This is a genomic window from Dyadobacter crusticola DSM 16708 (assembly GCF_000701505.1).
In the GTDB taxonomy this organism is placed as follows: Bacteria; Bacteroidota; Bacteroidia; order Cytophagales; family Spirosomataceae; genus Dyadobacter; species Dyadobacter crusticola.
Genome location: NZ_KL370786.1, coordinates 29,106 through 48,829 on the forward strand (window position 1 = coordinate 29,106; position 19,724 = coordinate 48,829).

Below are 19,724 nucleotides of genomic sequence, written 5' to 3' on the forward strand. Positions count from 1 at the left end.
GCTCTTCTCAATTTGCAATTTCCCGGATGTTGTCACCAGGGCCCTGTTCCCAATCGAGCAAGTGGTTTGGGTCAATGCCTGCGCGTGCGGGTTTTTCCGGGACAATAATGGTAATTGTCTGGTGCCCGGAACGGATTCGGTGCATTTGCTTGTAAAGCGATTTACTCAAATCATCGCCCTTTGGAGAGTCGGCAAATACACTGATCTGTACGAAATCATTCATTTTCGGCTTAGTTACTACACCTGCGCTGTCGTAAACGGTCTTAGCTGCCTGCACGCTGAGTGTAACTTCCCATGCGCCGGATTTGGTCTTTCGGGAAGTAGCGTTTTCAGCTTTGAATTCCCAATAGGTGTTGACCTCAAAAAAATCGTGCAGCAGATACCTCAATGTGTCAGGCGTGACCGCTTTCAGCTCACGATAAAGGTCGAGGGTAGTAACCAGGGGGGCGGTGGGTGCGTCATGTTTTTTAATCAAATTCCGAAGTGCGCCATTTACATTGCCAGATCCCAGGTATTCACTTAGTGCATACATCGCGAAAGGTCCCCTGCGGTAACCAAGGTATGGATCAAGCGCACGTAGCAGTGGCTCGCCGCGACGTATCGGAGCGTGCGGATGGTGTTCGCGTAGCTGTTGCAGAAGCCGTTTGAGCTGATGTTCGCCGCGGGATGCTTTCACTGCCTGCATCCCCGAATAGGTAGCAAGTCCCTCACTGAGGAAGCTTAAACCTTCCACGATAGCATAGGGAAGTGTCCATTGGTGCGCCACTTCGTGGGCTATCACATAAGAAGGAAAATCCAGGCTACCTTGCTCATCTTTTGGTACCCAGTATTCAAAGCCCTGCCCATAAGAAATAATACTGGCGTCGGCATGGGCGCCAATACCTGGCGCCCCAGGATGTTCGACAAGTGTGAGGTGGCCGTACGGATATGGACCAAATTCTTTGGTGTAATAATTGAGTGAAGCCTGTACGCTTCGCGACACGCGGTTTACGTGTCCGGTGTGCGCGGGGTGATGGTAAATGCGGACCATTACATCGTTTTCAGAATCAGGATTGTTCCATTGCGCTTCATGGACAGCGAAATTGGCAGAGAAAAAAGCCCACTCGCTTCCAACAGGAGCATCTACCGCATAGTGAAAGTAGCTTCTGTCGCCTTTGGTCCAGCTTCGCAGCAATGCTCCCGGCGCAACGGCGACCTGACCTTTGTCGGTTCCGATTACCGCTTCAAAATCAATACCGCCACCCCGCGAGCCGGGCTCTTGTCCTTCCACTGCATAAAGTGATGCAATTACCGGGCGTGGTTTCAGCCCAAATTTGCGCCGGTCGCCAGAGGTGATCAGCTCACGCCGCCTCTGATAGCCGATAAAAGGAAGCAATTTGTCACTGGTAAAATAGCTGCTGGTTTCTGTCAGCGAAGGATCAATGCCGCGGTTGCCAAAGCCGCGGCGCTCTACACGTACGGTAAAGTTGAGGTTTAATGTATCGCCAGGCCCGAGCGGCTTAACCAGGGCGTAAATGCGGTAACCATGCTTGTTATCTTCCTGGATTGGCCGCGCTTTCCGGTCAAAGCGCAATGCGCGCATTTCAACATTTCCTAACGGGATCGATACATGGATTGAATCGATGGATCTTCTCGTATCATTGACCATAGCATACGAACCGTTGATCTCCAATGCCCGCTGGCCGGGATAAAGTTCGACGTGCAGCCTGGTTCCAATCAATTCAGGTTGCGAATGGGCTGCATATTGTCCGTAGCGCTGCTCGTATTCAGCTTGCAGCTGCTTGGTCTCCGCAGGCGTCATGTATTTGTTTAATATATTGGTATTGTAAAAGATAAATCCTCCGATTGCAATAACCATTGTGATTGCCAAACTACCCACCCAAAATGTAGGCTGGCTAAGACGAAGGCGCGCTATCTTCATCCTGACCTTAAACTGTTTCTCCAAGCCGCGAACCCAAAGCAGCTTTGCGGCCGCTGCAAGAAAAAGCGCCCAGGCTGCCCAGTAGAATTTAAACCATGACCAGGGCGCGATCGAAGCGCCAAATCCACTCATTTCGGTATACGACCATTCAGGACCAGCTCCATAAATGAGCAGCTTATGCTCAATTCCGAGCATTCCGGCGAGTAATGTGATAAATATAAAACAGAGGATCGCGACCAGATGCCCCATGTATTTTTGATTAACCACAACATGCACAACCAAAGCCAGCAATGCAAAAATCACGTATTCGGTCAATTGCAGACCGAATAGAATTCTGATGTATAAACCAATTTCAAAATGATGGTAATCCGACAAAATCTGAGATAGGACACCAGCCACAATCAACGAAGCCATAAACAAAGCAAGTGTCAAAACCAGCCCCAGGAATTTGCCCAGAATAGGAGCCCAGTCCGAGCCAGGCATCGTGTCCGTTAGCTCGCTAATTCCAGCATCGCGCTCGCGCCAGACCAGTTCACCGGCAAAGAAAATAATTAAGAATGGAATGATCACCCAGCGGTTTAACTCATCGGACATCGAGCCGGTTAGTTCTGTGATAACGCGGGAAGTGGTAGGTATAATCGGTGTTCCCATTGCGCCTATCTGGTCAGTGATAATGAGAATGGAGAGCATTGGGATACATACCAGCATGACCAGACCGGCCCGGCTGGTGGCGATGAACCGGAAGGATGTCCAAGCAAACGAGCAAATTTGTCTTGCCTGGAAAGTTAAACCAAAAGGGGAGGGCAGCTCTGCCACAGATAATGACTTGCCGGATACTGGGCTATCGTTAGTAGTTGACGAGTCGGCATTTGCTGAGCGCCTGCCGAACCAGCGACTACGAGGGGCACTAATTCGATGTGAAAACTGAAAGCCAAAGTACGTAGTTATGATAGCCAGCACGCCAATGCAGAGCCAGAGCAGCCGGTTTATCATTATCGGACCACTTAAGGCGAGTAAACGGGTATTTTTTTCAATCGGCGTCCACAAACGGGCGATGTCTTCTACAAGAAAACGAATCCCGATCGGATCTATGAGCGTCCCAAAGCTCTTCTTGAAAAACAACAATGAGGCTACAAAGAAACCCATGAAGAAGATAAAGAAACTCCCCAGGTAACCAGCCATAGACCGGCCGCTCCTTAATGCAAGACAGAACTGAATTGCGGTCGCAAAAAAGGCATTAATAAGCGAAATGAAGGCATAAGCAGTCAGAAACGCAGCCGGCCGGAACGGACCGATCAGTTCGGCATCGACCCCGGGCAAGTATACGCCCAGCAGAATGCCCGCCTGCACGGCCAGTAGAATACATGCATTTAAAATGAATGCAGCAAGAAATCGCCCTCCTAGGTAGTCGACCTTATGAATAGAAGTGGTATAAATCAGCGGATACATCCCAGTACTGGCATCCCGCGCGGCAGAATCCCCGGCTATTGATGCGGAAAGTAACAGCCATATTAAGGTGCCAAATACAGTTACCAGGGCAATCCAAAAAGGGGAATTAAGAAAATGTTCCGCATAAAGCACCTCTGAAACAGCACCGTCCCTGGTCAGCAGAAAAGAGAGTACAAGCATTACCAAGGAGAAAATCCAAGGCCAGGGACGGCGTACCTGATAGGCGAACTCAAAGCGAAAGATTTCCAAAAACTTCATGGTCGTGCATCTGGTTCTGGCGTGGATTTGCCATTAATATTTTTGGCCATTGTCGAAAAGTAAACGTCTTCGAGGTTGGGCTCCACGGGTTCAAAGCTGCTGCCGGGACGCTGATCGCTATGAACGTGCACCATTGTACGTCCGCTCAGTAATCTTGTCGAAATCACCTGATACTCTCTTTCCAGGGCCGGTAATGTATTCTTTTCAATCAGCTTTCGCCAGATTTTTCCTTTCAGCTCCGACACTGCCTGCAGCGGCTGCGCTTCAAGCAGAATCCTGCCTTTATTGATAATGGCCATATTGGTGCAAAGCTCAGATACGTCTTCCACAATGTGCGTGGACAGGATTACGACACTACTTTCGCCAAGCTCACTCAGCAAGTTCAAAAACCTGACCCTCTCGGCGGGGTCCAAGCCGGCGGTAGGCTCGTCTACGATCAATAGCTTCGGATTGCCGAGCAAAGCCACTGCTACGCCAAATCGCTGGCGCATACCACCCGAAAACCCGCCCAGCTTCTGTCTGCGTACCTCCCAAAGATTTGTTTTGCGTAGCAACGCCTCTACCACTTCTTTCCGCGAGGCTCGCTGTGAGAAACCTTTGAGTACGGCGAAATAATCCAGTAAATCTTCTGCCCGCGCTTTGGGATACACGCCAAATTCCTGGGGTAGGTAGCCCAGCGTCCGCCGCACCCGCTCCTTGTGATTGATCACATCTATGTCGCCCAAGCGCACGCTGCCCGTATCGGGCTCCTGCAGCGTTGCCAAAATGCGCATAAAGGAAGACTTGCCAGCGCCATTTGGCCCCAGCAGACCAAACATACCGTTGGGAACGGTGAGCGATACATCCGACAAAGCATGAACCTGGCCGGTTCGTCCGCCGTTTTGATACGTTTTAGAGAGATTGTTGACTTCCAGTACCATTTGTAAAATGATTGTCAGCTGTATTGATATTCTGAAAAGTACTTTGTGTCTCAAAGTAAAGGAACTGAACTTGCTTTTCCTAAGGGACTTCTAAAAACATTTTTAAGATGATCACCTACCTTCCAATTTTCTGGTAAATATTCGGATCTATGCCGGCCTTCGCTGGTGTTTTTGGGGCCGTCGCAGCCAGGTGATGGCTGTTGTATTCGGGGAATTCAATCCCTAGATTCGGCAATGTAGGGTGGTATTTGTTGACGCTAGATTTGCAGAACAAAAGATCTGTTTAGGTTAGTAAAAAGTTGCGACGTATATGGTTTATAGATCATCGCAGAAAATACTTCTTGACTATCGCATTTAGTATCAGATATGAGATCCCGTAATAATCATGTTTACCAGCGAGCCCGGTCTAATAATCTCATCTAAATGCCTGCCGGAATTCCAGCGGACTTTGGCTTGTTTTAGCCTTAAACAGTTTGTTAAAAGACTGAGCGTGTTCAAACCCTAAGCCGTAAGCAATCTCGCTCACAGACAGTTCGGTTGTCGATAACTTTTCCTTGGCCTTTTCTAATAATTTCTCGTGAATGTGCTGCTGGGTCGAAAGGCCGGTCAGCTGTTTTAACAAGCTGCCAAGATACTTGGCAGAAATGTGAAGCTCGTCGGCGACAAATTTGACGGTAGGTAAGCCTTTGGACAATAAATCATCATCATTAAAATACGTGGTCAATACTGTTTCCATACGTTCCAGGATTTTTGTGTTGGTTATTTTCCTGGTGATGAACTGGCGTTCATAGAACCTTTGTGCGTAGGTAAGCAATAATTCCAGTTGTGCGATAATTACATCTTGACTGAACTTGTCAATGTTTGAGCGATACTCATTTCTGATATTGTCAACGATTCCGTTGATTACCGCCTCTTCGTGGCTGGAAAGGAACAATGCTTCGTTAGCCGAATAACCAAAGTAGTCGTATCGCCTAATTTTTTTTGCCAGTGGGCTGTTCCATAAGAAGTCCGGATGAATGAAAAGCATCCAGCCCTCCAGGTTGTGGGGGACACCATTGTCCTCGCCGCGCAGAATTTGTCCTGGTGCCATAAAGGCCATCAGCCCTTCGTCGAAATCATACTTCTGCTGCCCGTACCATAATTTATCACATCCGCGCTTCATCGACACCACATATAGGTCAAATACTACTGCGTCAATGTCTGGATCATCTTTCAGCCCCGCTAAATCAACAAGGCCAATTAGCGGGTGATGTGGTTTTTCAAGACCCATCAAACGATGGATTTCTGTAATAGACTGTATTCTGTAAGGTTTTTTGTTTGCCATAATACCAGATTGTCAACTCTTAAATGGATATTTCAACCATATCATAATCAGGGGCATTGCCAAAAAGGGAATCTCCATGAGTGCGGTTTTATAGTTGCCGGCGTGGAGCGAGAATGCCATTATCAAAAGTATGGAAAACGCGCTAAGCAGATTACCTAGGAAAAATGTTTTAGGTATCGTCAGCAGGATACCTGTGAGAATAGTCAATGCCCCAAGCCACGGTATAGCCGGTTCGCTAATCCCCAAATCAGCCATTATTTTGGTTGACTGAGGATTGTTTTTATAATTAAACGTATCCCAGCCATGCTTGAAACTGAGTACCACAGAAACGACCAGCAACGTGAGGGCAATGACATTTTTGATCATAGCAGCTTGTATCTTTTAAATTGTTTAAAGTGATACCCGAACGGCGAAATACCGACATACCCAAAAAAGTCGCCATGATCAGGACGGTACTGTTTTTTGGATCCAGTTCTGACTAATGTTTTGTTGTTGCAAAGTTCATTAGCTATTACAAACCAGGTTTAGCCAAAAGTCGTACTCTCGTAGCCAAACAGGTGTATTTTACAATTGCAATGGCTCGTCTGTGGAATCAATGATCAGTTTAAGCTGAAAGAAATCCTGGAAAGTTTCACTTTATTAAGTGCTTATTTTTTATCCGATAAACCTCAAAACGAAGGCTTGCCTGCGGCAGCTTATTGCGCCGAAGCTTTGCATGTGTCACCCAAATATTTTGGTGACCTGGTAAAAAAAGAAACCGGCAGCCCCTCCAAAATCAGCCATAAAGTTGAGCTTTCTTCAATTGCAATTTCAATGCTTTCAGTTCTACTGCCTGCTTCAAGAGCAGTTCAGTTCGTTTTTTCTGCAACCGTACTTTGTACCGTGCCATTTGCAGGTGTTGTTTTCTGATTAGCAAGACCTTGTCTATGTAGCTAGCCCGGTCGGCTGTGGCTTCAAGTCGTTTAAAATGACGGTAAGATAACCTTTGTTTTCTCTCTTCTGCATCAGCATCATAGGCCGATATCTGTATTTGGTGCTTCCTTAATAATTCGACGATCTCGCGTTTTATATCTCCCTCGCTTAGCATTAGTTCTACATTAAATTAGTAACTATTTTATTTGTAACTAATTAATTATCAATGGGGTAAGTTCTCAGTTTGCCTGTCAGAAAAAATTGTGCCCGCATTTGCTGAAAGGTGGATAAGCTGGTCGGTCCGCTTGCCTAACTGCGCAAGTAATTTGGATCAGTAGTTTCCTATGGTCCTGGTGCTTTTTTGCAAAATCATTTATCTCACGTATTCAACTTGACAAGAATAACCAGTATGAAAAAAGGTACACATCTGCTTGGATTGACATTTGCATTATTTCTGTTCACCACCCTCGCCGCCCACGCCCAGGACGGCTGGATCTCGCTTTTTAACGGTAAAGACCTGACCGGCTGGAAAGTAGGAGCCAATGCGAGCTCTTTCACGATTGTCGACGGTACGATACAGGTTGCCGGGCCGCGTGCGCATTTGTTTTACGAGGGGCCTGTGAAAAACCACATGTTCAAAAATTTCGAGTTCAAAGCGACCGTGAAAACAAAGCCAGGATCTAACTCGGGTATTTTCATTCATACAGCTTACCAGGAAGACGGCTGGCCTTCACAAGGGTATGAAGTGCAGGTCAACCAGTCGCACACAGATTACAAGCGCACGGGAAGCTTATATAACGTTGTCGATGTGAAAGAAACCTACGTAAAAGACGACGAATGGTATACAGAGTACATCAAAGTGGAGGGTAAGCACATTACTATCAAGATCAACGACAAGGTGGTTGTTGATTATGAAGAGACGGATGTGGATAAAAGACAGGGTGATATGAAAAACAAATTCCTCAAATCCGGCACCTTTGCTTTGCAGGCGCATGATCCCAAGAGCATTGTTTTCTACAAGGATATCATGGTAAAACCTTTGACAGAGTAAATCATCCGCACAGGTTATGCCTGACTTTGTTCATTTCGAATCGGTACTTGATCGCCTCCCCAAAAAGGGAGGCGAATTTTATATGATCGTACCTGATGAAGTTGCATTGCAGTTCGTCGAGGGGCGCAAGCCGGCGCGTATAAGATGTTTGTTGAATGGGCAGATAGAATTTCAATGCGCTGTCAGGCCCAAAGGTGGGGGAGGTTTTTACATAAATATCGGTACACCGATCAGACAGGAGGCTAAGCTCCAACTTGGGCAGCCGCTTTTTGCCAAAATATGGAAAGACGAAAGTGAGTTTGGACGGGATATCCCGGAGGAACTTGCTGAGCTGCTTGAAATGGACCCGGAAGGGAAGAAGGCCTTTTACGACCAGCTTCCGAGTCACCAGCGCGGTATGATCTATTACATTGCCGGTGCCAAATCAATGCAAGTTCGTATAGACCGCGCAATCAAGATGATTAACCGGCTGAAAAACGGACGTATCTCACAATAAAATACACGCTCTTAATCTGTCTGCTCAGATAAAGAAATAGCCTGGCGGGTTGTTGATTCACGAACCGGCCAGGCCACTGTTGACTACGCAAGGTAACGAGACACCTCAGGAAGGTCTCTCCGAAAAACCGTCCGGTTTCTTTCCTTCATTATCAACAATATCGTTGATCATCGCGTCGCGCTCTTCAACTGTCTTGTTCAGGATTTCCTGGTTCTCCAAAGTATTGTCATGATCTGCTCCCGGTACCTGCGCGTTTGGCTGTGTGTTAATCCCGCTCTCAACCGGCTCGGTGAATTCGGTAGTACCAATGTGGTTCACGGGCATGGTGCCATAGCTGTTTTGCTGCTGGCGAAGGCGCAGACTTTCTTCAACTTTGCGCTCGACAATGCGGCTTCGTACCCGCGCGCTTGCCTCGCGCCGTTCGCTGTCACTTCCCCAGTCAGCAGCAGACACTCCTGCATCCTGTTGCTCTGAAACGCTCGGTGGGTTCACGATCGGATCTTCATACTGCTTACCGATATTCTGGCTTGCGTTTACGTCCTGCGCACCAAACTCGTCCATTATCGCAGCTGCGATCTCCGCCTGCTCAGCACTTGATGCGTGTACAGTTACAATAGTTCCACGCTTTCCGGCCTCTGTGTACCGCTCGGTTTCATGGCGGTCGCCATTGAAGAGATCCTGGAAGAAGTGTCCGAGGCGATCGAGCCAGTCTATTTCCGGCTCGGGAACCGATGTTTCATCCGGCGCAGTTTTGTAAGAAGCGGTTTTAATATCAACCTCTCCGTCTGTAAATCCGTTTGCCAGCAAATTATCCTGTGCATTTCTGGCATCACTTTCTGATTCGAATATTCCGATTACTGTTTTTGACATCTTGTTTCTTGTTTGCGTTTAGCTTTGCTGATGCTGCATTTGCATCAATATCTATGCCGGGCGTGTGAGCTGTTGCGGCGCAGTGATACGCAACGCCTGGCAGCAGTTTAAACAGCGCAATTGGCATGATACTTGCAGATGCGCGTTTGTGAAAACCTTCGGCGCATTGTTTATCTTGCCGCTCTTAATCAAGTATTCTTTTGGAAGAATTATCGAAAACTAATGCAAACGCGCTATCGGCTGGCGGAGGCCGGATGGGTGAGTTTATTCGAAGTTATAACTGGTCGGCTTCCGCATTGGGAACACCCGACCGCTGGCCGGTAAGTCTGAGGACACTGGTGCAAATGACATTAAATTCCCGCTTCCCCACGGTGTTATTTTGGGGGAAAGACCTGATTACTTTTTACAACGACGCTTTTCACGCCAGTTTTGCCGGTAAGGAAGGTTTACCAGTAATCGGAAAGCCGGGTCCGGTAAGTTTCAACGGCTCCTGGAATCGTATTGCAACGCAAATAGCGACGGTAATGGGCGGCGGCGAGGCGCTCTGGTTTGAAGACGAGGTCTTCCCGCTAGATCTCAATAAACAGGCTGATTCCAGCCACTGGACTTACAGCATAAGTGCAGTTCATGATGACAGCGGCGCGATCAATGGCGTGCTTTTCACCTGCCTGCAAACGACCAGAGCAGTCGAAACAGCGAACAGGCTCCGGTTTTCGGAGCAGCGCTTTCAGAATCTCGTGCGCGAAGCATCGGTCGGGATTATCATGCTCAGCGGACCTGAAATGCGGGTTGAGATTGTAAATGAAGCCTACGCGTCGCTCATCAACAGGAAAGCCAGCCAGTTGCAGGGGCAAAAGCTCTTTGACATTGTTCCCGAAGGCCGCGATCCTTTTTATGCCCTCATAAACAAAGTACGGCTTACCGGAGAACCATTGTACCTGTATGCGCAGCCCTATCACGTGCTTCTTGAAGAAGGCAGGAGAGAAGGCTTTCTTGACCTGGTATATCAGCCGTACAGAGAGCTCGACGGACAAATCACCGGGGTGATCATTCTTTGCCAGGATGTAACGCAGCAGGTATCCGCGCGCCGGCAGCTGGAAGAAAGTGAAGCCCGGCTCCGCAGCGTGGTAGAAAGCGCCCCTTTCCCGATCGGCCTGTATGTTGGTCCCGAAATGCGCATTCAGCTGGTTAACCAGTCGATTATAGATGTTTGGGGAAAAGGGCCCGACATTGTGGGCAAACGCTATGCCGAGGTACTGCCTGAACTGGCTGGAAAGGGAATATACGAGCAGCTCGACGGTGTTTACCGGACAGGTAAGACTTTCAACGCTTCCAATCAGCGGGTAGACCTGATGATTGAAGGAGAGCTGCGCCGGTTTTACTTCAAATATACTTTTACACCCCTGTTTGATTCTGACCGGAATGTTTACGGGGTCATGAATACGGCGGCAGATGTGACAGATCTTGTACTGGCGCAGGAGCAGCTGCAGGAGGCAGAGGCAAGCCTGAGAGGCGCCATTGAACTGGCCCAACTGGGTTCCTGGGAGCTCGATGTAGCCACAGGGAAGGTCAGCTACTCGGACACGATCAAATCATGGTTTGGTTTTGACGAGGACCAGATCGTGCTCGGAGAAGTTTACAACCCCATTCATCCCGATGATCGCGCTGCCGTAGCGGATGCTGTCAACCGGGCACTCGCATCTGGTTCTTCGGGCGTGTATGATGCCGAGTACCGGCTGATTGCATTCGGATCAGACCAGGAGCGCGTTGTGCATGCGCTGGGTAAGGTGATCTATGATGAGCACGGCCAGCCTTACAAAATGCTCGGTACCGCGCAGGATATCACATCGTCCCGCCAGCGGCAGGATGCGCTCGAACAGCTTGTGCAGCTGAGGACCGCCGAGCTTGCCGCGCAAAATGAGGAGTACTTCGCCATCAATGAAGAACTGGAAGAAGCCAACCAGCTGCTTTTACGTACCAATGAGAATCTGCAGCAATTTGCTTATGTCGCCAGCCACGATTTGCAGGAGCCTCTCCGCAAAATTCGCCAGTTCAGTGACCTTCTGAAGTCGCAGAATGCAACGGCCAGCGGTAACGACTGGCATTACCTCGACAGGATCCAGTCCGCTGCAAGCCGCATGTCGGTGCTGATCCGGGACCTGCTCGACTTTTCAAGTATTACCACAGAGCTCGAAACGGCACATTTTGTGTCATTGGATACCGTTGTCAATACAGTATTATCGGACCTGGAATTGGTAGTTATCGAAACAGGCGCTCAGGTTGAAATGGACCCATTACCTGGTATTCAGGGGAATGCGTTGCAGTTGGGCCAATTGTTTCAAAACCTGATCAGCAATGCATTGAAGTTCCGGAAGCCGGGCACAGCTCCGCTGATCCGCGTCACCAGTACCCAGGTTGCGCAGAGTGAGCTGCCCAGCGCTGTAAAGCCGGTGCGGAATTCCAGAATGTATCACCGCATTGAAGTGACGGATAACGGGATCGGGTTTGACGAAAAGTACCTCGACCGCATTTTCCAGGTATTCCAGCGGCTCCATTCCAAGCACGAATTCAATGGAACCGGCATTGGTCTGGCTATCTGCGAGAAAGTGGTGGCCAACCACGGCGGGGCGATCACGGCTGCAAGCCAGCCTGGCCAGGGCGCGTCATTCCAGATCTTTTTCCCGGTTTAGCCTAAATAGGATCCATTGATAATTGAGGCAGAAAACACAGCAGACTGGCCTGGAAAACAGAAGATAAATCTTGATAAACAGTAAAATTTGAACGAAAACAAGTTTAAATTAACTTACAGTAATGATTGTATTCCATTCATGCGAAGTTGGTTTGTAGCTTGTTTTCTGATTTTAGCCGGTTTATTGAGCGGGACGAGAATGGTAGTGGCGCAGTCGAGCGATTACCAGTTTTCGCGCTACAATGCAGAGAAAGGATTATCACATAATCAGGTCAATTGCTTTTTAAAAGATAGCCGCGGCTTTGTCTGGGTAGGCACGGCCGACGGGCTGAACCGTTTCGATGGTTATTCGTTCCGCGTCTTTAAGCATGATCCGGCCGACACAACCAGCCTTTCCGACCATTTTATCAACTCAATTTTTGAAGATCCGGAAGGTTATATCTGGATCAACACCCGCAAAGGGTTTAATATTTACGATCCTTCCACAGAGAGCATTGACCGCAATGCCAGCAAAGCTGCAAAGCGGCTCGGGCTGAGCGACGCCGACTTTGGCGCCATCATCAAAACGCATGCAGGTGATTACTGGATCAATCACAATAAACTCGGATTGACTAAATACCTGAGCAAGACTAAAAAACTACTCAGAATTCCATTAAAGCCGCTACTGGATCCTTTGAAGGGGATCACGCGGGCTATTACCGATTTCAATGAAGATGCCCGGGGAAATCTCTGGATCGTGTGCAACGACGGGCTGATTGCCCGCATTGATGCGCATTCCAACCAGGCTGGGTTTCAAAGCGCGTTGCTGAAAGTCAAAAATCTTGGTATATCTCCCAACTACCGCATTTTTGTGGACGAGCAGAGACAGCCTTGGGTGTATGTTGTCAAAGCCGTATTTGGCGCCTTCTATTTAGATACTGAACGCAATCGACTGCTGGTTGCAAGCACGACAGGGCCGGACTTCCGGCTGAGCAACAATGCAGTAAGCGCCATTGTGCAGGGCCCGGAAGGGAAGATCTGGATCGGGACAGATCATGGCGGCATTAATATCCTGGATAAACAGACCGGGAAGGTTTCAACGTTGCTGTCAAATGCAAATGATCCCCGCACGATCAGTCAAAACAGCATTCTTAGTCTTTACAAAGATCCGACGGGGATGATCTGGGCGGGTACTTTCAAAAAGGGCTTTTCGAGCTACCATCAGAATATCTTCAAGTTTTCGCTCATTCGTCACCTGCCCGCGGTGCCGGGAAGTTTGCCTTTTGAAGATGTAAATGTGTTTACGGAAGATCCTTCCGGCAATATCTGGCTGGGTACCAACGGAGGCGGACTGATTTACTACAACAGGAGCAAGAATACTTTCCGGCAATACAAGAACATCCCCGGCGACCCCAGTAGTCTGAGCAACAATGTGATCGTCAGTATGTTCTTGGATAAAAGCGGGTTGCTGTGGATAGGTACCTACTTTGGCGGGCTTAACAGTTTCGATGGAAATACTTTCACCCGTTACCTGCACAATCCGGCGGACTCGACAAGTTTGGTCGACGACAGGGTTTGGGAGATTTTCGAAGATTCCCAGCGGCGGCTTTGGGTGGGTACCCTCGCGGACGGCCTGGATTTGTTTGACAGAAACAAAAAAACTTTTAAACATTACCGCCGCCTGGCGCCTAACTCAGTTAGCTCCGACTATATTTCTGCTTTGCTCGAAGATAAAAACGGCGACCTGTGGATCGGGACCGCAAACGGGATTGATGTATTAAAACGAAGCACAGGGAAGTTTATCCATTACATGTACGCCGCCGGCGACCCGCTGAGCCTGAGTAGCGACGGCGTCACTTCTCTTGCATTGGACAGTCTGGACAACATTTGGGTAGGTACCTCGGAAGGGCTGAACCGCTATGACAGAAAGCGCAACGGATTTGTTTCATACAGCACAAGGCACGGTCTGCCCGATAATTCAATATTGACCATTGTAGTCGATAAAAAGCAGAATCTCTGGCTCGGAACGCCGAAGGGGCTTGTAAACCTCCGTGTTACCAAAAGAGTTGCCGGCATTCCGGCACGGTTTGAAGTGAGTACTTACAATGAGATAGACGGATTGCAGGGCAGGGGATTCAATGAGAATGCGGCATTGGTACTGCGTTCGGGTGAGCTGATCTTCGGCGGTGCAAACGGTTTTTCCATTTTCGATCCTGCCAAGATCCGCGATGAAGCGGTGCCTGCGCCGGTAACGCTCACCAATTTTCAGATTTTCAATCAAAGTGTGTTGCCCGGCGAGCTAGTTGCTGGTAAGCCGGTGCTGAGCAGGTCCATTTCCGAAACCGAACGGATCGTTCTCAAACACAGCCAGAATGTGTTTTCCATTGAATTTGCCGCATTGAATTTTTTACACCCGGAAAAAAACCGGTACCTCTACCAGCTCGCAGGCTTTAACAACCGGTGGTTTGAAGCAGACAATACAAGGAAAGTAACTTATACCAACCTGGACCCTGGAACCTATGTATTCAAGGTGAGAATGAAGGGCGGCGGCCCATCGTCAGAGCGTCGCCTGGAACTGGAAATTTTGCCGCCGCTCTGGCGTACATGGTGGGCTTATATGATCTATGTATTGCTGGTGATCGGTGCATTGCTGGTCGCGCGCTGGGTTTTGATCGAGCGGGAAAAAATGAACTTTGAGCTCGAACAGGAGCGGAGGCACGCACAACAAATGCACGAGCTGGATTTGATGAAGATCAGGTTTTTTACCAATGTCAGCCATGAATTCCGGACTCCGCTGACGCTGATGCTGACGCCGCTGGAAAATCTGCTGCACAACATCCAATCTGACCATTCTGTGCACAAACAGCTTTCGCTCATTCACCGCAACGCGAAACGCCTGCTGAACCTGGTAACCCAGATACTCGATTTCAAGAAGCTGGAAGTTGAAGAAACCCGCTTTAATGCAGAGTCCGGAGATATTGTACAGTTTATCAGGGAGATTGCCCATACATTTTCAGACCTGTCCGAGCACAAGCATATCAGCTACCTCTTCGAAAGTGAAGTTGATTCCCGCTACGCCGACTTTGATCAGGACAAGCTTTCCAAAATCATGTACAACCTGCTGTCCAATGCATTCAAGTTTACTCCTGAGAATGGCCAGGTAGCAGTGCGGCTGCGCCTCAACAGGGATAATGCGCCCGAGGAGCAGCTGGAAATCAGCGTGCAAGACTCCGGTATTGGCATTCCTGAACACGCTCAGCAGAAAGTTTTTGAGCGGTTTTACCAGCACCCGATGCCAGACCACATGATCAATCAGGGCAGCGGGATCGGTCTTTCCATTGCTGCGGAGTTTGTGAAAATGCATGGCGGCAGCATTGACCTGCAAAGCAGTGAAGGGCAGGGGAGCACTTTTACAGTCACATTACCACTACGGGAAAGCACGTCCAGGGTACTGCCGGTGGAAACACCTGAGCCTGACACAGCAGCCCGGCCCGGCATTGATGTGGCAGTGACACCAGGAACGCCCGCACGAAAAAGGCCGGTGGTACTGTTGGTGGAAGACAATGACGAATTCCGTAACTATCTCAGGGAAGTACTTGGCCAGGAATATCAGATCCTGGAAGCAGCCAATGGAAAGCTCGGGCTACAGGTAACTCTGGAAAACATCCCCGACCTGATCGTAAGTGACGTTATGATGCCCGAGATGGACGGGATCGAGCTTTGCAAAACCATTAAAACCGATCGCCGCATTTCACACATCCCGGTTGTCCTGCTGACTGCCAAAGCCGAAGAGGAGCAGCAGTTACAGGGTTATCAGACCGGCGCGGATGCTTACGTAACAAAACCTTTCAGGCTGGATATCCTGCAGGTGCGCATCCGTAACCTGATCCGGCAGCGTGAGCAGCTGCAAAAACAATTTCAGCAGCATATTCAGGTGCGGCCAAGTGAAGTTCAGGTACGCTCGCTTGATGAGGAGTTTATCAAAAAGGCCATTAAAGTGGTAGAGGATAATATCTCCAATCCGGAGTATACCGTCGAGGAGCTCAGCGACGCCATGTCAATGAGCAGGGTGTATCTGTATAAGAAAATCAATTCGCTGACAGGCAAAACACCCATTGAGTTCATCCGCATTATCCGCCTGAGAAGAGGCGCCGACCTGCTTGAAAAAAGCCAGCTTTCCGTGTCGGAGATCGCCTATCAGGTAGGCTTCAATAATCCCAAATACTTCGCCCGGTTATTCAAGGAAGAATATCAGGTACTACCCACAGAATACCGCAGGCAGGGCAGCCAGTTGGAGCGGAATAATTCAATTTAATGATCTGATGTTCTAAAAAGGGCAGACAATGCATTGGCCGCATTGCCTGCCCCTTTTTTGTTGCTGATCGGAGTTAAAACTGTAAAATACTACGAAAAATCAGCTGAAAGTACCTCATAGTTTACAAATGATCCCCCAACTGTAAACATTTGAATACCTCCGATCATGATTTTATAAGACACATTTGTCCAACTATTCATTCGATTTGTCCCATACACGCGGCCGCTTGAAGCAGTCACGGAATTGTCTAAATCGGGGTGAAGAGGCAGGCTTATAAAACCAAACAACATGCAACAAAATTTGTACGAAGACAGGCAGGTGAAGCAAAGCTTACGATTCTTGCCGGCATTATTTCAGTCCCTCCTCATGCTGGCGGCGGTCATCTGTTCAGCCGGTGGGGTATTGGCGCAGGCGGACGCAAAAAGAACAGTGACGGGTGTGGTGCTTTCCGATGATCGCGGTGACGGAATCCCGGGAGCGAGCGTGGTGATTAAGGGAACATCCAATGGTACAACCACCAACACCCAGGGCGAATTTACTATCGAAGCAGCAGCGGCAAATACGCTCGTGATCTCATTCATTGGTTACGAAAGCCAGGAGCTTCCGGTGGGGAACAGGACCAAGATCGAGGTGCGCTTAAAGGAGAGCATTTCCAGTCTGGATGAAGTAGTGGTAGTAGGATATGGAGAGATGAAGAAAACGGACGTGTCCAGCTCACAGGTAACGGTATCAGGAAAAGATCTGAGCAAGACCATTAATACGTCGCTGGAACAAGGCTTGCAGGGCCGCGCTGCCAACGTAATGGTACAGCAAAACTCGGGACAGCCCGGCGCAGCGCCTTCGGTACTGATCCGCGGATTGAGCTCGCTGACTGGTACTACGCAACCATTATATGTAATCGACGGTGTGCAGATCAAGCCGGACAACATGCGCGATGATCCGAATAACCGTCCAACGGGATTTTCCAACATCCTTTCCAGCATTAACCCCGACGATATCGAAACGATCAACGTTTTGCAGGGTCCATCTGCGACTGCTATTTATGGTGCGGTAGGTGCAAACGGCGTTGTTATGATCACCACCAAGCGCGGAAAGGCGGGAGAAGCAAAGGTTACCTTCAATTCACTGGTAACAATCCAGTCTGAGCCAAAGCACATTGATGTAATGAACCTGCGTGAATATGCGCAGTTCAGAAATGAAGCGGAGGCAGTGGGCGGAACCGCAACAGACCCGAGCTTTGCAGACCCTTCGGTATTGGGTGAAGGTACCAACTGGCAGAGCGCACTTTTCCGTCCTACTACATTACAGAAGTACTCAGTGGGACTGAGCGGCGGTACCGAGAAGTCAACGTACTATCTTTCAGGAGAATACTTCAATCAGAAAGGGATTGTGGAAGGCTCTGGGTTTAAGCGCTATAACGGGCGTTTAAACCTGGAAAACCAGACGCGTAACTGGTTGAAAATCGGTGCGAACATGAGCGTGGGTATCACCGAAGAGAAGGTAAATACCAACAATGGGGGCATTATCCAGCTTGCATTGGACCAGAACCCAAGCGTACCGGTGACCAACCCGGACGGAAGCTGGGGCGGGCCTACAACTACCCAGTTCCAGTTTACCAACCCGGTAATGATCTCGCGGATTTACAATGATTACAACCGCCGGACTTCCATCCTGGGAAGCTTGTTTGCAGATGTAAAACTGGCTAAAAACCTGGTTTGGCACACAGAGGCAAATGGAAGCGCAGAGTTCCTTAAATATTATTCATTCCACCCATCGTATACAATCGGCGGTTTCGTGGTGTCACAGGATGCAGCAACTTCAACCAGGTCGGTGAATACCAATACTTGGTGGAGCTTGCACAGCCGGCTTACCTATGATCTGAAACTGAACAAGCACGGTATCAACATCATGGCAGGCCACGAGGCGCAGGAGTTTACTTACGAGTCGCTGACTGGTACCCGCAAGAAATTTATCACCAATACCATTGAAGAGCTTTCCGGCGGCGACGGGTCGGTGATTTCCAATGTAAGTAACAACAGCGGCAAGGGCGCAGGTTCTCGCGAGTCGTATTTTGCCCGTGTGAATTATAGCTTTAACGAGCGCTACTTTTTGCAAGGTACTTACCGGATGGACGGTTCGTCGGCATTCCGCCAGGGACGTCGCTGGGGCAACTTCCCTGCTGTATCGGTTGCATGGAGAGTGTCGGAAGAGCCGTTCCTGAAAAGTGTCAACGAGATCAACGACCTGAAATTAAGATTTGAGATCGGTCGCTCAGGAAACCAGGGAAGTGGCGGAAACGCGGTATTCTCAACGCTGCAAAGCGTGCCGACGGGTTGGGGAACGGGCTTTCTCGCATCCAACTTCGCCAACGAGTTCCTGACCTGGGAAAAGGATGATGTAATCAATGCCGGACTTGACCTGCACATGTTCAGCAACCGTTTGGAACTGATCGTAGATGCTTATATCAAGAATATTACCAGTCTGATCACGGTAAACTCTTATCCGTTTACCTACGGCGGCGATATTGCTTACTCTCCGGGGTATCTGAGCTGGCCCGCTGTGAATGCAGGATCGATGAAAAACAGGGGCGTGGGGTTCACATTGAACACAGTCAACATCGATAAAGGCGGTTTTTACTGGAAAACAGGGCTCAACCTTTCCTTCGACCGTAACAAAGTAACCTCGCTTCTGAACCCGATCACACCGGTCTGGAATGCTACTTCGGTAGGTTTCAAAACAGAAGTAGGCCAGCCTGCCAGTATGATCACTGGCTACATTGCAGACGGTCTGTTCCAGGATGCCAACGATATCAGGAACCACGCTGTCCAAACCTCTAACAACGAGTTGACGATCAATCCGGCAACAGGTAGCTGGGTAGGGGATACCAAGTTCCGTGATTTGAACAACGACGGCGTGATCGATGCCGAAGACCGTACTGTGATCGGAAACCCATGGCCGAAGTTTACGCTGGGTTTCAACAACAACATGACTTACAGGAATTTCGAATTAAATGCATTCCTGACCGGAAGCTTCAAGAACGATATTCTGAACTATCCACGCTACCGTGCTGAAATCCCCGGTAATGGCGGGGTATTCGGTAACCAGTGGTCGTCAGTAGCGAACTACGCAAGACCAAGCAGCTACGAGCCGGCTGATGCTGAAAATGTAACCCTTACCAACCCGGGCTACGCAATCCCGCGTATTGCGCCTGGTGACCCGAATGGTAACAACAGGATGAATACCAACTTCATTGAAGACGGCAGCTACGTACGTTTGAAAAACATCACGATCAGCTACAACTTCCCAAAGAGCATTCTGAAAGACACTTTCGTAAGAGGGTTAAGAGCTTCGGTGGGTGCGCAAAACCTTTTTACAATTACCAAATACAAAGGGTATGATCCTGAAATCGGGATGGTTAACTACGGAGGTACTGTAATGGCAGGTATTGATACGGGACGTTATCCTTCGGTGCGCATGTACTCTTTCGGTCTGCTGGCTGATTTCTAACAAACCAGGTTTTTTGACTTAATACCCAGATTT

At 49.0% G+C, this 19,724-nt stretch carries 10 protein-coding genes; 5 read left to right on the top strand and 5 right to left on the bottom strand.

Annotated elements, in window-relative coordinates; translation table 11 throughout:
* Window positions 1-7: 7 nt before the first annotated feature.
* The 4 genes from Q369_RS0122135 to Q369_RS0122150 form a co-directional block, all read right to left on the bottom strand.
* Window positions 8-3,628, bottom strand: a complete 3,621-nt coding sequence (locus tag Q369_RS0122135) for an ABC transporter permease/M1 family aminopeptidase (RefSeq protein ID WP_035333766.1) — start codon at window positions 3,626-3,628, stop codon at window positions 8-10.
* Window positions 3,625-4,548: an ABC transporter ATP-binding protein gene (locus Q369_RS0122140; RefSeq protein ID WP_031529916.1), complete on the bottom strand. Its 924-nt coding sequence runs from the start codon at window positions 4,546-4,548 to the stop codon at window positions 3,625-3,627. Before Q369_RS0122140 ends, Q369_RS0122135 begins: the two co-directional genes overlap by 4 nt.
* Before the next feature lie 415 nt (window positions 4,549-4,963).
* Window positions 4,964-5,872 (bottom strand): helix-turn-helix domain-containing protein, encoded by a 909-nt coding sequence (locus Q369_RS0122145; RefSeq protein ID WP_031529917.1) that lies wholly within the window; start codon window positions 5,870-5,872, stop codon window positions 4,964-4,966.
* Between the two features lie 12 nt (window positions 5,873-5,884).
* Complete coding sequence (locus Q369_RS0122150) at window positions 5,885-6,238, bottom strand: hypothetical protein (protein WP_031529918.1); 354 nt, start codon at window positions 6,236-6,238, stop codon at window positions 5,885-5,887.
* A gap of 955 nt (window positions 6,239-7,193) precedes the next feature.
* Here Q369_RS0122150 and Q369_RS0122160 point away from each other — a divergent pair.
* Together Q369_RS0122160 and Q369_RS0122165 are read left to right on the top strand one after the other, a co-directional pair.
* Complete coding sequence (locus Q369_RS0122160) at window positions 7,194-7,835, top strand: 3-keto-disaccharide hydrolase (RefSeq protein ID WP_031529920.1); 642 nt, start codon at window positions 7,194-7,196, stop codon at window positions 7,833-7,835.
* 16 nt (window positions 7,836-7,851) lie between these two features.
* Window positions 7,852-8,331 carry a YdeI/OmpD-associated family protein gene (locus Q369_RS0122165; RefSeq protein ID WP_031529921.1) on the top strand — a complete coding sequence of 160 codons (480 nt, stop codon included), beginning with the start codon at window positions 7,852-7,854 and terminating at the stop codon, window positions 8,329-8,331.
* 105 nt (window positions 8,332-8,436) lie between these two features.
* On the opposite strand, the gene Q369_RS0122170 is transcribed toward Q369_RS0122165, so the two are convergent.
* Window positions 8,437-9,201 (bottom strand): hypothetical protein, encoded by a 765-nt coding sequence (locus tag Q369_RS0122170; RefSeq protein ID WP_031529922.1) that lies wholly within the window; start codon window positions 9,199-9,201, stop codon window positions 8,437-8,439.
* A 200-nt stretch (window positions 9,202-9,401) separates the two neighbouring features.
* Between Q369_RS0122170 and Q369_RS28020 the strand changes: the two genes are divergently transcribed.
* The 3 genes from Q369_RS28020 to Q369_RS0122190 all read left to right on the top strand — a co-directional run bounded on the left by Q369_RS28020 (window position 9,402) and on the right by Q369_RS0122190 (window position 19,691).
* Window positions 9,402-11,891 (top strand): PAS domain-containing sensor histidine kinase, encoded by a 2,490-nt coding sequence (locus Q369_RS28020; RefSeq protein WP_051664219.1) that lies wholly within the window; start codon window positions 9,402-9,404, stop codon window positions 11,889-11,891.
* Between the two features lie 138 nt (window positions 11,892-12,029).
* Entirely contained in the window at window positions 12,030-16,184 is a 4,155-nt protein-coding gene (locus Q369_RS0122180; protein ID WP_031529924.1) for a hybrid sensor histidine kinase/response regulator transcription factor, read from the top strand.
* 288 nt (window positions 16,185-16,472) lie between these two features.
* Window positions 16,473-19,691 (top strand): SusC/RagA family TonB-linked outer membrane protein, encoded by a 3,219-nt coding sequence (locus Q369_RS0122190; protein WP_084165820.1) that lies wholly within the window; start codon window positions 16,473-16,475, stop codon window positions 19,689-19,691.
* Window positions 19,692-19,724 lie beyond the last annotated feature (33 nt).

What these genes read in the sequence shown, in the direction of transcription:
- Q369_RS0122165 (WP_031529921.1), top strand. Translation starts at nt 7,852, where the DNA reads ATGCCTGACTTTGTTCATTTCGAATCGGTACTTGATCGCCTCCCCAAA.
- Q369_RS0122170 (WP_031529922.1), bottom strand. Translation starts at nt 9,201, where the DNA reads ATGTCAAAAACAGTAATCGGAATATTCGAATCAGAAAGTGATGCCAGA.
- Q369_RS0122145 (WP_031529917.1), bottom strand. Translation starts at nt 5,872, where the DNA reads ATGGCAAACAAAAAACCTTACAGAATACAGTCTATTACAGAAATCCAT.
- Q369_RS0122140 (WP_031529916.1), bottom strand. Translation starts at nt 4,548, where the DNA reads ATGGTACTGGAAGTCAACAATCTCTCTAAAACGTATCAAAACGGCGGA.
- Q369_RS0122190 (WP_084165820.1), top strand. Translation starts at nt 16,473, where the DNA reads ATGCAACAAAATTTGTACGAAGACAGGCAGGTGAAGCAAAGCTTACGA.
- Q369_RS0122150 (WP_031529918.1), bottom strand. Translation starts at nt 6,238, where the DNA reads ATGATCAAAAATGTCATTGCCCTCACGTTGCTGGTCGTTTCTGTGGTA.
- Q369_RS0122180 (WP_031529924.1), top strand. Translation starts at nt 12,030, where the DNA reads ATGCGAAGTTGGTTTGTAGCTTGTTTTCTGATTTTAGCCGGTTTATTG.
- Q369_RS0122160 (WP_031529920.1), top strand. Translation starts at nt 7,194, where the DNA reads ATGAAAAAAGGTACACATCTGCTTGGATTGACATTTGCATTATTTCTG.
- Q369_RS0122135 (WP_035333766.1), bottom strand. Translation starts at nt 3,628, where the DNA reads ATGAAGTTTTTGGAAATCTTTCGCTTTGAGTTCGCCTATCAGGTACGC.